The 15,595-nt window shown below is 35.1% G+C and carries 12 protein-coding genes; all 12 read right to left on the bottom strand.

Annotated elements, in window-relative coordinates:
* Positions 1–447 precede the first annotated feature (447 nt).
* Entirely contained in the window at positions 448–1,572 is a 1,125-nt protein-coding gene (gene nspC, locus E2R68_RS03270) for a carboxynorspermidine decarboxylase (protein ID WP_134276079.1), read from the bottom strand.
* Positions 1,573–1,642: 70 nt separating this feature from the next.
* Positions 1,643–2,863, bottom strand: coding sequence for a carboxynorspermidine synthase (locus E2R68_RS03265; protein WP_134276078.1), 1,221 nt, complete (start codon positions 2,861–2,863; stop codon positions 1,643–1,645).
* A 98-nt stretch (positions 2,864–2,961) separates the two neighbouring features.
* The gene (locus E2R68_RS03260) at positions 2,962–4,440 is read right to left on the bottom strand and encodes a pyridoxal phosphate-dependent decarboxylase family protein (RefSeq protein WP_134276077.1); all 1,479 of its coding nucleotides are present in this window, start codon (positions 4,438–4,440) and stop codon (positions 2,962–2,964) included.
* Positions 4,440–5,852 (bottom strand): diaminobutyrate--2-oxoglutarate transaminase family protein, encoded by a 1,413-nt coding sequence (locus E2R68_RS03255; RefSeq protein ID WP_134276076.1) that lies wholly within the window; start codon positions 5,850–5,852, stop codon positions 4,440–4,442. The genes E2R68_RS03260 and E2R68_RS03255 overlap by 1 nt, the downstream gene beginning before the upstream one ends.
* Before the next feature lie 570 nt (positions 5,853–6,422).
* Positions 6,423–7,904: a PTS glucose transporter subunit IIBC gene (gene ptsG, locus E2R68_RS03250; RefSeq protein WP_134276075.1), complete on the bottom strand. Its 1,482-nt coding sequence runs from the start codon at positions 7,902–7,904 to the stop codon at positions 6,423–6,425.
* Between the two features lie 305 nt (positions 7,905–8,209).
* On the bottom strand, positions 8,210–9,598 hold the full coding sequence (dbpA, locus tag E2R68_RS03245) for an ATP-dependent RNA helicase DbpA (RefSeq protein ID WP_134276074.1): 1,389 nt from the start codon (positions 9,596–9,598) through the stop codon (positions 8,210–8,212).
* 210 nt (positions 9,599–9,808) lie between these two features.
* The gene (locus E2R68_RS03240) at positions 9,809–10,156 is read right to left on the bottom strand and encodes a putative quinol monooxygenase (protein ID WP_134276073.1); all 348 of its coding nucleotides are present in this window, start codon (positions 10,154–10,156) and stop codon (positions 9,809–9,811) included.
* 291 nt (positions 10,157–10,447) lie between these two features.
* Positions 10,448–10,903, bottom strand: coding sequence for an NfeD family protein (locus E2R68_RS03235; RefSeq protein ID WP_134276072.1), 456 nt, complete (start codon positions 10,901–10,903; stop codon positions 10,448–10,450).
* 2 nt (positions 10,904–10,905) lie between these two features.
* A complete protein-coding gene (locus tag E2R68_RS03230; protein WP_134276071.1) occupies positions 10,906–11,847 on the bottom strand; it encodes an SPFH domain-containing protein in 942 nt (313 codons plus the stop codon).
* A gap of 419 nt (positions 11,848–12,266) precedes the next feature.
* A complete protein-coding gene (efpL, locus tag E2R68_RS03225) occupies positions 12,267–12,833 on the bottom strand; it encodes an elongation factor P-like protein EfpL (RefSeq protein WP_134276070.1) in 567 nt (188 codons plus the stop codon).
* A gap of 23 nt (positions 12,834–12,856) precedes the next feature.
* The gene (locus E2R68_RS03220; RefSeq protein WP_134276069.1) at positions 12,857–13,183 is read right to left on the bottom strand and encodes a TusE/DsrC/DsvC family sulfur relay protein; all 327 of its coding nucleotides are present in this window, start codon (positions 13,181–13,183) and stop codon (positions 12,857–12,859) included.
* A gap of 84 nt (positions 13,184–13,267) precedes the next feature.
* Entirely contained in the window at positions 13,268–15,442 is a 2,175-nt protein-coding gene (locus E2R68_RS03215; RefSeq protein WP_134276068.1) for an FUSC family membrane protein, read from the bottom strand.
* Between the last annotated feature and the right edge of the window lie 153 nt (positions 15,443–15,595).

Genomic DNA, 15,595 nt, shown 5'->3' with positions numbered 1-15,595 from the left:
TAAAATTAACATAAAAATGCCTTTATCGTGCATAAAATCAAGCAATTAATTTTTTAAATCAAATTACTGTAATATAGATAAATAGAGTTATTCATTTCATAAAAGGGGCGTGGCTTTTAAGCCACTTTAAAAGATGCAGGATGAATCCTGCACCCCATAGATAGTTAATACGACACCATCACCGTTGAGCTTTCCTAAATTATATATTGCTTTTAGCAAGCCCAAACAGGATGTTTGGGATAGGCTCGTTCTGGTCATGGATGGCCAGCGAGAGCCGGTGCGTAATAAAAGCAATTAATAAATTAAGTGAATGGATGAGCACAGACGAAAGATCAATCAAATCAGTAAATAATATCGTAGAAACATGAATCCCCATGTTGGCTATGGGGACTAGAAACGCAGGAGTAGGTGACTAGAAATCAGCAGTACCATTCCTACAGTGAATCATTACTTCCCTAATGTCGCTTTAAAATCTTCATAGCCAAACTCATTTAATACTTCAATGCTGCCATCTACTTTTTCGAAATAAATACTCGGCATTTTTAACCCGTTAAACCAATTCAATTTTACCATGGTATAACCTGCACTATCTACTAAATGTAGTTTTTGACCAATTTCTAATGGTTTATCGAATTGAGTTTCACAAAACTGATCACCAGCTAAACATGAGCATGAGCCAATGATGTAATTATGCTCTGCACCTTCGTTAGCTTCTTTAACTGATGCAGGTTCATTGTAGATAAGCGTATCTAAACGATGAGCTTCAGTTGCACTATCAACAATCGCTGTTTTTTTATCATTTTCAACAATATCAATCACGCTTACGACTAAATCAGCCGTACGAGTGATAATTGCTTCACCTGGCTCTAAATAGATTTGTATTTGGTGTTTTGCTGCGAATGCTTTTAATGCTTCTCCTAGTTTTTCTATTGGGTAATCAGGATAGGTAAAAAAGATCCCTCCACCTAAACTAAGCCAGGATAGTTTATTGAGGTATTCTGCAAAAGTAGTCGATATATGATTTAAAATATTAATAAATGCATCAACATCTTTATTCTCGCAGTTCATATGAAACATAAAACCATCAACTTTATCTAATACTGTTGACTCTAATAATGTTTGTTTTACGCCTAAACGAGAATAGGGGCGAGCTGGGTTTGCTAAATCTTGTCCTGCTACGCTCATTTCTGGATTGATACGTAGGCCAAGAGAGGCACTGTCTTTACAGTTATCATAATGCGCATTAAGTTGTGATAATGAGTTAAAAATAATTTTATCTGATAGTGGCTTAACCGCTTCAATATCGGCATGTGAATAACCCACGCTATAAGCATGTGTTTCACCACCAAACTTTTCATGTCCTAATCTAACTTCATAAGGGCCAGAGCTTGTTGTTCCATCTAAATAAGGCTTGATAGTGTCAAAGGTTCCCCAGGTTGAGAAGCACTTTAATGCAAGTACTAATTTAGCGCCTGAAATCTCTTTTAATTGTTTCGCTTTTTCAAGATTATTAACCAATGCTTGTTCATTGATCATAAAATAAGGCGTATTTAAATTTTGTTTTTGTAACATTATTTTTCTCACAAACAATAAAGGCGAAGTAATTAGCTTCGCCTTTCATTATTAATTAATTGAAACTAAATTACTCGGCTTCAAGTTCCATCACTTCCCAGCTAAGGCCTATGTTAGGCATTAATTCTAGGAAGTGGTCAGGATTTAATTGCTCTACGTTATATAAGCCTTTATCGCTCCATTTACCTTGGAAATAAAGTAATGCCGCAGTGATAGCCGGTACACCTGTTGTATATGAAATTGCTTGATGCTCAACTTCAATATAAGACTCTTTATGGTCGCAAATGTTGTAGATGAAAATACTTTTAGCAACGCCGTCTTTTTTACCACGTAACCAAGTACCAATACAGGTTTTACCTGTGTAACCTGGTGCTAAAGATGTAGGGTCAGGTAAAATAGCTTTAAGTACTTTTAATGGTTCAACTGTGATGCCATCACAAGTAGTGATTGGCTCAGGGTTTAATAAACCGATTGTGCGCATAACATTAAAGAAATTTAAGTAGTTATCTGAAAAACCCATCCAAAATTCAATACGTTTTGCAGGAATAAATTCTGCCATTGAACGTACTTCATCATGTGCCATTGAGTAAACTTTTTGTTTACCAACCACCGGGAAATCAAATTCCATCATACGGCTATGACAAGGTACTTGTTTCCATTCATTATTTTCATAATAAAAAGAGTCTCCTTGGATTTCTAACATATTTGTTTCTGGATCAAAGTTTGTTGCGAATTTTTGTCCGTGATCGCCGGCATTAACATCCATCACATCAATACTATCAATTTCATCAAATAGATGTTTGTGCGCGTAAGTAGCAAACACACTGACAACACCTGGATCAAAGCCGGCCCCTAGAATTCCTGTGATCTCAGCTTCTTTAAAACGATCTGCAAATGCCCATTGTGGATCATATGCTTCAGGAACTTGTTGACCAGGGCTACATAAATCTGTTGCCACTGATGTATCTAAATACGCAGTTTTTGTTTGTACACAAGCTTCCATGATTGCAACATTTACCCATGGAGGACCTGCATTGATAACTAAATCTGGTTTTATTTGATTAATTAATGCAACTAATGCAGCTACATCATCGGCATTAACCGTTAGTGCAGTGATTGACTTAGTGGTATCTTTTACATTATTACGTGCTTTGATTGAAGTAATAATTTTTTCACATTTAGCAATGGTGCGCGATGCAATAGTAATATCGCCAAATACATCATTATTTTGAGCACATTTATGTGCTATTACCCAACCTACGCCACCGGCGCCAATTTGTAATACAGACATGGTTTGTTCCTATTCTTTAATTATTATTTCTTAGCTAACTACTACTTAATGCTGTTAAGTCAGTGTTAGTAATTCCACTTATAGATATTAAGTACAGATTATTTTTTGTTAATTAATGCTTTAGTTGAATGCTCAATTTTGTCTAATAGCGTGTCAAAATCATTTAAGGTTAGACATGGATTTAACAGCGTAAATTTCAAAACTAATTTTCCATCAACTTTAGTTTCAGCAATAACGGCTTCACCACTGGTTAATAATGTTAATCGTAATTGTTGATGTAACTGATTAAATTCAATTTCACTTAAATCACCTTTTACTAAAGGAGATAAGCGGAATAACACAGTTGACAGTAGTGGGGTACAACATAATTCAAAATATTGATTCTCTGATATTTTATTAGCGACTTGCTGGGTTAGTGCTAATAAATAATCATAAAATTCACCTAGTTTTTCCTCACCAACTGCTTTTAATGTCATAAACATTTTTAATGCATCAAAACGTTTTGTTGTTGCAATGCTTTTATCCACTAAGTTTGGTAACTCATCACCTTCACGATTAAGGTAATCTGCATGGTGTAACAGAGTGTTAAAGTTTGCTTTGTTTTTAATGAGTAGGGCGCCACAACTTATTGTTTGGTAAAATAATTTATGAAAATCAACACTAACAGAATCAGCAGATTCGATGCCTTTAAGGCGATCTTTATGTTGTGTACTAAGTTGTAATGCCGCTCCATAAGCGCCATCAACATGTGACCAACAACCTGCATTACGTGCTATATCTACAACAGCTTGTAGGTCATCAATTGCACCATGATCTGTTGTGCCAGCCATCGCAACAACAGCAAAAGGTAATAAATCTTGTGCTTTTAATGCATCAATAGTTAGCTGTAATTCATTAATGTCAATTTGACCTTGTACATTGGTTTTAACTAATACAACACTACGTTCACCAAGGCCCATTAATGATGCTGATTTTTGTACTGTGAAATGACTTTTATCAGAGCAGATAATACGCATTTTTTGTGCATAATCTGGTAAACCATCTTGTTGTACATCATGCTGTGATTGCTGATAAGCAAACCAATCTCGTGCCAGTAATAACCCCATTAAATTACTTTGTGTGCCACCGCTGGTAAAAACACCATCAGAGTGCTCACCGAGTTGGTAGGTTTCACATAACCAATCAACCATTTTCTGTTCAACAAAGGTAGCTGCAGGAGCTTGATCCCATGAATCCATTGATTGGTTTAATGACGCAATAAATTGTTCTGCAACAACTGAAGCGATTAAAGGTGGTGTGTGCAAATGAGCAATGGTGTGCGGGTGTTGCACTAAAATAGAATTTTTGGCAATCAACTCATTTGTATTATCAATCACTTCTTGTAATGGAGTAGATTGTGAAAAATCAATCGCATTAATTTGTTCTTTTAATAATGCAGGTTCAAGTCCTGAATAGGCTTTATCTGCGTTTTTAAATAAATTATTAATCGCATTTTGTGTTTGTTGAGTTGCTTGCTCGAAAGCTTGGTTTTCACCGAGCTGAGGAAAATAATGTTGCCAATGATTTATTTGGCTCATTATTGTGCTTCCACTGCAAATTTAATTGCTTTTTCCATTGTTTCTGCAACAAAGTTAATTTGTACTTCACTGATAATTAACGGCGGTAAAAAACGTAATACAGCGCCTTGGCGTCCGCCTTTTTCAATGATTAAACCTAGTTCTAATGCCGCACGTTGAATTTTAATCGCTAATTGAGGATCTGCTTCTGCTTGGCCTAGTGAATTAAATTCACCTGGTTTTACAATTTCAATACCATTCATCAAACCTCGGCCACGAATATCCCCAATTTGTGGGAAGTCTGCTTGGATTTTACGTAAAGCTTCACGTAATTGCTCACCACGCTCAGCTGCATTTTTAGCTAAGCTGTCACGTTGGATAATTTCTAGTGTTTTTGCGCCACTTGCCATTGCTAATTGGTTACCACGGAATGTTCCAGTGTGTTCACCTGCATTCCAGCAATCAAATTTTTCATTATATAAAATAACTGACATTGGCATACCACCACCAATCGCTTTAGACAAAATAAGAATATCTGGTTCAATACCTGATTCCTCAAATGCAAAGTTATCACCACTACGTGCAATACCGCATTGTACTTCGTCAAAAATTAATAGGATGCCATGCTCAGTTGTAATACGGCGTAGCTCTTGTAGCCATTTTTTAGGTGCAGGTATTACGCCACCTTCGCCTTGGATTGGCTCAACAATAATCGCAGCTGGTTTAGTAATGCCTGATTCATCATCACATAACACAGATTCAATGTAACGGATGCTTTGTGCTGCACCTTCTTCGCCACCTAAACCAAATTTACAACGGTAATCATATGGGAATGGCATAAAGTGTACGTCAGACATTAAACCTGTACGACGGCTTTTAGAACCTAAGTTACCTGTTAGCGATAAAGAACCGTTTGTCATACCATGGTAAGCGCCGTGGAATGACACCATAGTATTACGTTTAGTGTATAACTTAGCTAATTTGATTGATGCTTCTACTGCATCTGCACCTGACGGACCACAAAATTGAATACGTGCAGTTTTAGCAAAATTAGCAGGTAAAAATTGCATAACAGCTTTGATAAATGCATCTTTACTTGGGGTTGTTAAATCTAAGGTTTGATAAGGTACACCAGTATTTATTTGGTTGATTAATACTTGGTTGATTTCACTGTGGTTATAACCTAGTGGCAATGCACCTGCACAGGCTAGACAGTCAAGGTACAGCTGGCCTTTTGTATCTTCAACAATAGCACCACGAGCACTTTTAATAGCGATCGGTAAACGTCGTGGATATGAACGAACTTCAGATTCATAATGTTCTTGGCTCAATAAAACTTCATCAGGTGTTAAGTCATAAGGTGTTTTAATGATTGGAACTTCTAATTCGTTTGTTAATTTGCACTCAGGTGCCAAATTTAAGACGTTTTGCATTTTATGCTCCATTAAATTGGAATAATAAATTGAAAAAATAAATTAATAACTAATCAGTTTATCAATGAATAAACGGATTAAGTAAATAAGGTATAGCAATAATTTTAATTACGAATATCTGATGAACTAAGCTAACTTGAAACTGAAATTCAAGGTTCGACTGTACGTTCTCGATACTGTAATAAGTATTGATTTTGAGGTGTAAAATAACGATTGAGAGGTTTAGATGAGTCAATGTAAGTATGTTGCATTGTTTAAGCCTCCGTTGATAATTAGTCGTTATAATAAAATTGGTTGAATGGGAAAACGCGCGCATTTTATCATCGTTTTTATCCAGTGCAAGCTTAAAAAATAGGTTTATTTAAATTAAATAAACATACCTTTTTATCTATTTGATTTTTAATGAGCTATTTAATTAATGGTATGAAAAATAATCGGTATGCAAAAGCCTATTTAATAGAAATAAGTCACCGAGTGAAAAATTAACTAAATATGCTCTTAGTTGATTCCAAACTACCGATCAAAGATAAAGGGTGATCTTATTATCGGTAGTTTAATTATTTGCTGAAGTTATTTATTTAAAAAACTTTCCATATCTGTTTTTAAGTTATCTGAACGGGTGCCAAAAATAGCTTGTACCCCATCTCCAGATACAACAACTCCTGCTGCTCCTAATTGTTTTAGTGCATCCTGATCAACAAGCTCAATATTATTGACGGTAACACGTAAACGAGTAATACAGGCATCTAAATTTTTAATATTCGATTTACCACCAAACGCAACAATTAAGGCTGAAGAGGTTTCTCTATTCGATAGAGCTATCTCTTTTTGCTGCTCTGAATCATCTTCTTCTCTACCGGGGGTTTTAAGATCAAGTGCTTGGATCACTACGCGAAATAACGTGTAATACACAATGGCATAAACCAGGCCAATAACGATGAAATAAGCTATTTTTTGAGAGTGAACGGATAACAATACAAAATCAATTAAACCGTGGGAAAATGAAGTGCCGTGTACCATGCCTAATGTATTGGTGATCACAAATGCAAAACCTGCTAAAAAAGCATGGATAAGATATAAAAGAGGAGCTGAAAATAAAAATGCAAATTCAATTGGTTCAGTAATACCTGTTAAAAAAGAAGTTAATGCTGCTGAAGCCATGATCCCCATTACTTTAGCTCTATTTTCAGGTTTTGCTGAATGAGCAATAGCGATAGCTGCAGCAGGCAAACCAAACATTTTAAATAAGTAGCCCCCAGCTAATTGTCCAAAACCATTACCAGCAGCACGACTCACATCATCAGCAGATAAGTAACAAGTTAAAATACCATGTAATTGTTCACCACTCGTACTTGTACAAGTACCAGCTTCAAAAAAGAAAGGTACATTCCATATATGATGTAAACCAAATGGGATTAAAGCACGTTCTACTACACCGTAAATACCAAATGCAAGTTTAGGATTTTGTACTGCCGCCCAGTAAGAAAACTCTTGAATAATAGAGCCGATGGGTGGCCAAACAAATGCTAAAATAACAGCAATTAAAATAGAGCATATCCCTGTCATAATAGGGACTGCTCGTTTGCCTGCAAAAAAACCTAAATAATCAGGTAAAATAATGTTATGAAAGCGATTAAACATGACAGCTGCAATACCACCTGCAAATATGCCACCTAAAACACCTGTATCTGATAACCTTTCTATTGCATCACTATATTCTTTGCTATTAGGGAGTAATTGTAAGGATTCCGGCGAGTTAGTGACTGTCACAACAATAACAATCACTTTGATCATTATAAAATAAGCAACAACAGCTGCAAGACCCGCTACACCATCATTTTTAGAGAAGCCAAGCGCAACACCAATAGCAAATAAAAGAGGCATATTAGTGAATATTGCACCGCCAGCATCCCTCATAATTATTGATATGATATCTGGTATAAAGCTAAAGTTAGCGGCCCCAATTCCTAATAAGATACCGGCTATGGGTAATACTGAGACAGGAAGCATTAATGACTTCCCTATTTTTTGTAAATTTCCGAACACATTCATCTAAATACTCTCCGTGAGTACAAAACGTATACTATTTAAGTGCATACAGTATAGAGGGAGTTAATTTTATGGGATTATAGCGAGTCTAGTTAGAATATTCATGGATTCAAAGATTTAAAAAGAATTTAAATGAAGTTATATGCTCTAGATTAAATTTTATGAGACTTAGACATCAGTTATTAGGGCGTTTGTTCGCGGTAAAATTTTTTATTTTATAAAATAGATGCTTATAGAAATAAGCGTTTGATTTTAAATATTATTCAATCGCACGCTTATTTGTATGATGACAGTCTGTACTTGAGTGATTAACCTCGTACTACCATCACACGGAACTTCCTACCCTTTAATTTACCTTCACTCAATTTTTTAAAGGCAACTTTTAATGAATTACGTTGTACGGCTACATAAGACCAATTATCAGCAACGTAAATTTTACCTACTTGTTGTCCTGTAATACCATCGGCACCCGTTAAAGCTCCTACAATATCACCTGGGCGTATTTTTTGTTTTTTCCCTCCTTCAATACGAATGGTGATCATTTCTGATTGAGGTGGTGTGCTATTTAATAAAGATTCATCAGGCAGGGGGCTTGCATTAATATTACGATCTAAAATATCTTCCAATAATTTAATTCGATGATCATCTTTGCTGCTATAAAAAGTGAAAGCAAGTCCTTTACTACCAGCGCGGCCTGTTCTACCAATACGGTGAACATGTACCTCTTGATCGTGTGCAACATGAAAATTAAAAACTGCACTTAAATTATCGATATCTAATCCACGAGCTGCAACATCTGTTGCTACTAAAATACGGGAACTTTTATTGGCAAAGCGAATTAATGCTTGGTCGCGATCTTTTTGTTCTAAATCACCATGTAAAGCAATGGCACTATAACTACGGTTAGTTAACTCTTCAGCAACTTCTTGTACTTCACGTTTAGTATTACAAAATACAACGCTAGATTCAGGCTGATGACGATTTAATAATAAACGTAAAGCAAGCATACGATCTTGATGGTTTTGTACCTTATAGAAGGTTTGCTCAATAATATTATTATCGTGAGTTGCTGTTACTGTTACTTGTTTTGGTGAGTTCATGATCCGTTGCGCAATTTTTTGTATTTGTTCAGGATAAGTTGCACTAAATAATAATGTTTGTCGTTGTGTTGGGCTATGTTCAATAATTGCATCAATAGCGTCTTGAAACCCCATTTCTAACATACGATCAGCTTCATCAAGTACTAAGGTATTTAGGTCTTGAAGACTCAATGAGCCTCTATGTAAATGATCTTGTATACGGCCGGGCGTGCCAACAATAATATGTGCGCCATGTTCAAGAGAATCAGCTTGAGGTCGAAGAGGGATGCCTCCACATAGGGTTAATACTTTAATATTATGAATAGAACGAGCTAATTTTCTAATATCTGTTGCAACTTGATCTGCAAGTTCGCGAGTAGGGCATACAACCAAAGATTGGATCCTAAAACGTTTAACATTTAGGTTATGTAAAAGACCCAATGTAAAAGCCGCTGTTTTTCCTGAGCCTGTTTTACCTTGTGCAATTACATCTTCTCCATTTAAAATTAATGGTAAAGATTGAGCCTGTATTTCAGTCATTTTTTGATAGTTTAAAGAGGCTAAATTACTTAAAAGGCTTTCTGATAATGGTAATGTTGAAAAAGAGAGTTCACTCACGGTAATAGCTTCCTGATAGGGTATTAATAATGTGCGTTACCATAACAGGTTGTTGTGCTGGTCACAAAATAATGTTGAAAATCTGCTGTAAAATTTTGGACTTTAATTTAGCGCTTTGACTTTGGGATTTAGTTGTCTTATGAGTGTTTAGGCAATCATGATAAAAAAGGTAAATTGCTGAGAGAGGGCTCAGCAATATTAACTAGCTATTTATAAAATAGGTGCATCATAATGATTAGCCTGATCGCTATAAACACATACATTATGTGCTTCAACTAATCCATCTTCAGCAACACATTGCTGTTCAAAGAATTCAACTATCTCTTTACGTTGACAGTGCGCTTCAAAAGCCGCTTTATCTTTCCAAATTTCGTTGAAAACAATAGGAAAGCTTTCTCCGGTAGCAAAATCACTTTTGATATGTCTAGTGACTAAGTATTGGATACATCCATCTTCACGATGCGCATTAGGCTCTAATGATTGTAAAACTTTGAATAATGCATCTTCTTGACCGCATTTTGCTCTAAACATAGCAATACAATAAACTTTTTGTGACATTTTTAGTTCCTATATTAATAAGGGGAGAGAGAAATTATTAATTGTTTTGAATTAATACCAATTACATTTCATATCTAAATTTTGCGCGGAAAAAACAGTTAATTCAAGACGTAAATTGACATAAATGGCTGTTCCCTTTACGAAGTTTACAACAAAGAAGTTGGCTGTTTTAACAAGTAAAATAGATAAGCTATTTATTATGAATATTGGTTCAGTAGCGTTAATGTAGATCGTTAATATCATGGTTTGTTAAGCTCAACAGACTTTTATAATCCATTGAGCTTAGTGATATTAAGCTACTCGCTCGACAGTGAGTAAACCAACTTCCATTTTAATTATTTTAACTTCATCGCCCATCGCTAAGGCTTCTCTCGCTTTAACTTTCCAGATGATTCCAGAGTAATGATAAGTGACTGTTTTACCAATAGGTAAATCTTCAGTCAGTGTAAATTGATAACCAATTATCCCGTTATCTACTTGCTTAAGTTCTACTTTATTTTGTATACGTTTCATCGGCTTCCAGCTCACTATTGTAATGATTGCTGATATAAGTGCTGTTGATACTAAAGATGAAAGTACTGTTTCAGGGATAATATTTATCATCATTAAACCACCGGTTACAATGGTGGCTAATCCAATGAAAAATAATATAAAAGTTGAAAATCCAAATACAAGCACTTCGATAACGAGGAAGATTAATCCCAGTACAATTAATGCTTGTGATAAATGTGCTAAAAGATATTCCATTATTATCCTTTGTTTTTATTTAAACTAGTGATAATGGTCATCGCTTGTGCAACCATTGATGCAGCATCATTGCCGCTATCAGGTAAAAGAACAACTGAAGACTCTTTGGCAATTGCTGCTTTAGCTTGAATCGCTTTAGTGGCTAAATCAAGTTGTACTGCTTTTTGACCTTCTACAGTATTCGCTGCTTCACCAACCATACGTAACGATTCTGCTTGAGCTTGAGCGACGGCAATAATCGCTTCTGCTTCACCTTGAGCGCGTAATACTTGCTCTTCTTTTTCTGCTTCTGCATTAAGCACAACTGATCGTTTTTGACCTTCTGCGACGTTGATCGCTGCTTGTCTATCACCTTCAGATTCTAATATTTGTGCTCGTTTAATACGTTCTGCTTTCATTTGAGTTTCCATTGCTTCCATTACCGTTTGTGGTGGAACAATGTCTTTTATCTCATAACGTAAAACCTGTATGCCCCAAGGACCAGCGGCATCATTAATTGATGCAACAATGTTGGTATTAAGCACATCACGTTCTTCAAATGTTTTATCTAGCTCCATCTTACCTAATTCAGAACGCATGGTAGTTTGTGCTAATTGTGTCACTGCAAATACATAATCATCAACACCATAAGTTGCTTTGTACGGGTCTAATACTCGGAAATACAGGACACCATCAACACTTAAAGAGATATTATCTTTCGTGATTGCACTTTGGCTTGGTACATCTACGGCTTGCTCTTTTAATGAACGGTCTGCACCAATGTGATCAATAAAAGGAAAAAGAAAGTTTAAACCTGCTTCTCGAGTTGATTGGTATTTACCAAAACGTTCGATTAAAAACGCACGATTTTGTGGTACAAATATAATTGATTTTTTTAAGATCACCACAACTAACACCAAGAAAAAAACTTCTACTCTAAATAAATATTCAAATAATATGTTCATAATAAATCCGTTGGTAGGGGAGACTGTTAGTTTAAAATAACAGGTTGCTGATCTTAATCATACCGCTAATTAGTAAGTGTGCTTGAACAGTGTGAGTCGTGTTCAATAAACATTTTTTTTTGTAGGTGTATTATACCAATCACAATAAATAGCTGATCTATTTTACTGGTTAAAACAACTCACTTGTTTGTTATAAATTTCATAAATGGAACAAGCATTTATGAAATTTACGCCTCGAATTAAATTTTTCTGCGTAAAATTTAGATAACATGCTTAATGTCATTGCTATGAAGTGATTATGATGGTTGTTAATCACCTAAATGTGCGAATAAAGTGACATGATGAGTGGCTGTGTGGAATATGCATTAAAAAGCCGATATTAAATAATCGGCTTTTGGGATTAATGGTTGCCGAGAATATTACGCTCTACCCATAAATTTCTTTTCAGCAGTATTAACTCGGATTTTATCACCTGTTGAAATATGCTCTGGTACTTGCACTGTTAAACCGGTTGATAAAATAGCGGGTTTAGTACGAGCCGTTGCTGAACCACCTTTGATTGAAGGGTCGGTTTCAATAATTTCTAAATCTACACTTGCTGGTAATTCAACGCCAACTGGCGCACCATCAACAATAACAACTTGTAAACCTTGTGTATTTTCATCGATGAATAACACTTCATCAGCAATACTTTCTTTATTTAAGTTGTATGGTGTGTAATCTTCATTGTCCATAAATACTAATTCGTCACCATCAACATATGAAAACATTGCATTACGGCGAATTAAGTCAGCTAATGTTAGCATGTCGCTATCTTTAAATGTTTCATCTGTTTTTGCTCCAGAAACTACATCGTACATACGCATACGGTATAAGCTTCCGCCTGCGCGTCCTTGTGGAACTGAGCGCTCAATATCTTTGATGATGTAGACACTATTGTTAAACTCAATAGCAGTATTTTTTTTGATATCACTTGCCTTCGGCATAGTATATTTCCTTTATATAGTACTTAAATACAGCGAGCCGGTTTAGGTAAACCTGCAATTTTAGTTGCTTGTTTAGCTGGCCCAGTTGGGAATAATTTATATAAATAACGGCTACTTATCTTGTCTGCACCGTATTTGTTTTGCATTGCTTTTACTAATGCTCTGATAGCTGGAGAAGTATTAAATTGTTCATAAAAATCTCGAACAAAATAGACTACTTGCCAATGCTCATCAGTCATTTCTATTTCTTCTAATTGAGCAATCTCTGTCGCTAACTGAACATCCCATAATGTGGGATCTAGTAAATAACCTTGAGCGTCTGTTGCTATCTCTTGACCATTAAATATCAAGTCGACTTCCTCTATTATATTAATGACGAGTTGAAGGTCGCAAAATTCTATATTAAAACGAATCGCTTTCCTATTCTAAAACAGTCATTCTGTGTTGTTACTGTTAATTTCTTGTAATAGCACTTGGATATCTAATGCTGCAAAAGCGATTAAACGTAATTGCTCAACAATTAATTTTGAGTCATCAGAAATAGTATTTTTATAACGAACAAATGACTCAACATCAATTTCATCGTTTGAATCTTTTAACTCAGGTCTATAGGTATATAGAATTTGCTGTGAAGTCACTTCAAAGAGTTTTTGTAAAATGTGTAGATCTGCTTCTGATTCAACTTTCCTACGATGTGAAGATAATGCCGCAATATAACAATTTAGAGCATCGCAACGATTCACTAATCCATAAATTTCGCGTTTAAGGTGTTGCTTAGAATGAGGTTCGAATAGCATATTTTGCCATGCTGTTGTTAATAATGCATCGGCTTTAAAAGAAGCAAAACGAGTTTGTCGAAATATCATTGATTCACTACGGCCGAATTGATACTGCTGTGCAATTTGTTTGAAATATCGACTGCTATTTAATAAAAGATCATTTGCTAAAGAGGGGAAGCGTTTATATTGCCAGTCAGGATATATAAAACTAATTGCTATTACGCTTAATAGACAACCCGCTAAGGTTTCATAAATGCGAGAGGATAAAATCTCTAATCCAATGCCTCGTTGTATATCTGAAATCAACATAACAAATAGAGTAATGAAAACAACGGCTAAGCCATAATTTGTACGGACATAAGTAAAGAAAAGGAATGCAGCTAAAATCATGACCACAACTTGCACAGCATCATTCTGGATAAATAAAAGAGCGGGAAAACTGATCATTATTCCTAAAAGTGTACCAAAGCTTCGACGCATTAAACGTTTACGAGTCTCACTAAAACTTGGCTGACACACAAATAAAACGGTTAATAAAATCCAGAAACCATTTTGAAGTTGGAATTCATTTTGGATCAAATAAGCAAATACTAGAGAAATACTAATACGAATTGCATGTTTAAAAACGGCATTTTTTTCGCGATAAGCTGCGCTGATCTTTTCCCAAAAAGAATGAGTTTGATGCTGTTCGTTATCTACAATAATAGGGGGAAGTTGTTCATGGATTTTCGTTAAAGAAAATAACAAATTATTAATACCGCTTATATTATCGTAAATAGCTTGCAAAGCTTGCATTGCTTCTTGGTTGTTATCAAACAACTGTAGCTTTTGTTCTAATAAATATAATTGATCTGATAATGCGTGGATGGTCCATTTTAGGCGACGAGAATGTTGACATGGTTTTTTGTCATTAATACTGACACCGACCATATGGCAATCATCACTTACTTGTAATAAAAGCTGGTGGAATCCTTCTAAGATATGACTTCGGCCAAAAGTATGTTCAAGTTGACTATATAAATACTGACTAGCACTAATACGTTCATGGATTTGTTCTGCAATTAAATAATATTGATTTAATAAACTTAATTCATGTTGGCGCCTATTACTTTGAAATTGTCCTTTGATCATGTTTTTAGAGGATTCTAAGCGAGCCATGATACCTATATTTAATACAGCTAATTTTTGTCTTGTTTCAATAATACCTTGTCGAGAGTTACCTTTTTGATCATCAAATAGGGCTGATTTTTGTAATTGGTATCGACTCAATCCAAAAAATAGTTGTGCTAATTGCTCTCTAATTGAACGGTTTGGACTTAAATGTGACCATGTGATGGCAAATAAACCATACCAAAGCGCACCAATAGCTAATAATAAAGGTTGTTCAAACCAAGGAATATTATCTTGATGGCCAATCATGGTATAAATTGCAACTAATATGGCACCAAAACCAATTTTACTGTAATGCGTTCCTAAGTTAGATAGCATCATAAAAGCAAAACTGGATAACCCTAAACCGATAGCAAAAAATAAGGGGTAGTCTAGTAATAATTCAACGCTTGAAGCAGCAATAAAAAAACAAGTAATAACGGTAACAATAAACTTTAACCTGTCTTTTGTATTTTCATCAACTTCCACGATTGCACAAGCCATCACCCCTAAACATAACGAGGTTGAAATTAACAAGTTGGATTGTTCTAAAAAATATAAATTAAAATCTAATATTGCCGGAATAAAAGTACAGGCCATAGCAATTAATACACGGAAGCCTGAGTGTGTATTAGAATCTGAAATTAATCGTCTTAACATTAATGTAAAGGAGTGCTGCATATTTACTTATCGTTGAATTAATTATGTACGGATATGTATCATATAAGTTGTTTAATATTAATCTATTATAACTTACATCGAAGTTATTAAGTTTTTGATGTTTAATGTGACATCTTAAGTGACTTTTGCGACAATAGCAGAGAATTTTATTAA

The organism is Psychromonas algarum, assembly GCF_004376845.1.
Classification (GTDB): domain Bacteria; phylum Pseudomonadota; class Gammaproteobacteria; order Enterobacterales; family Psychromonadaceae; genus Psychromonas.
The sequence above is the reverse complement of the archived record's forward strand: the minus strand, read 5'-3'. Positions and strand labels throughout refer to the sequence as shown.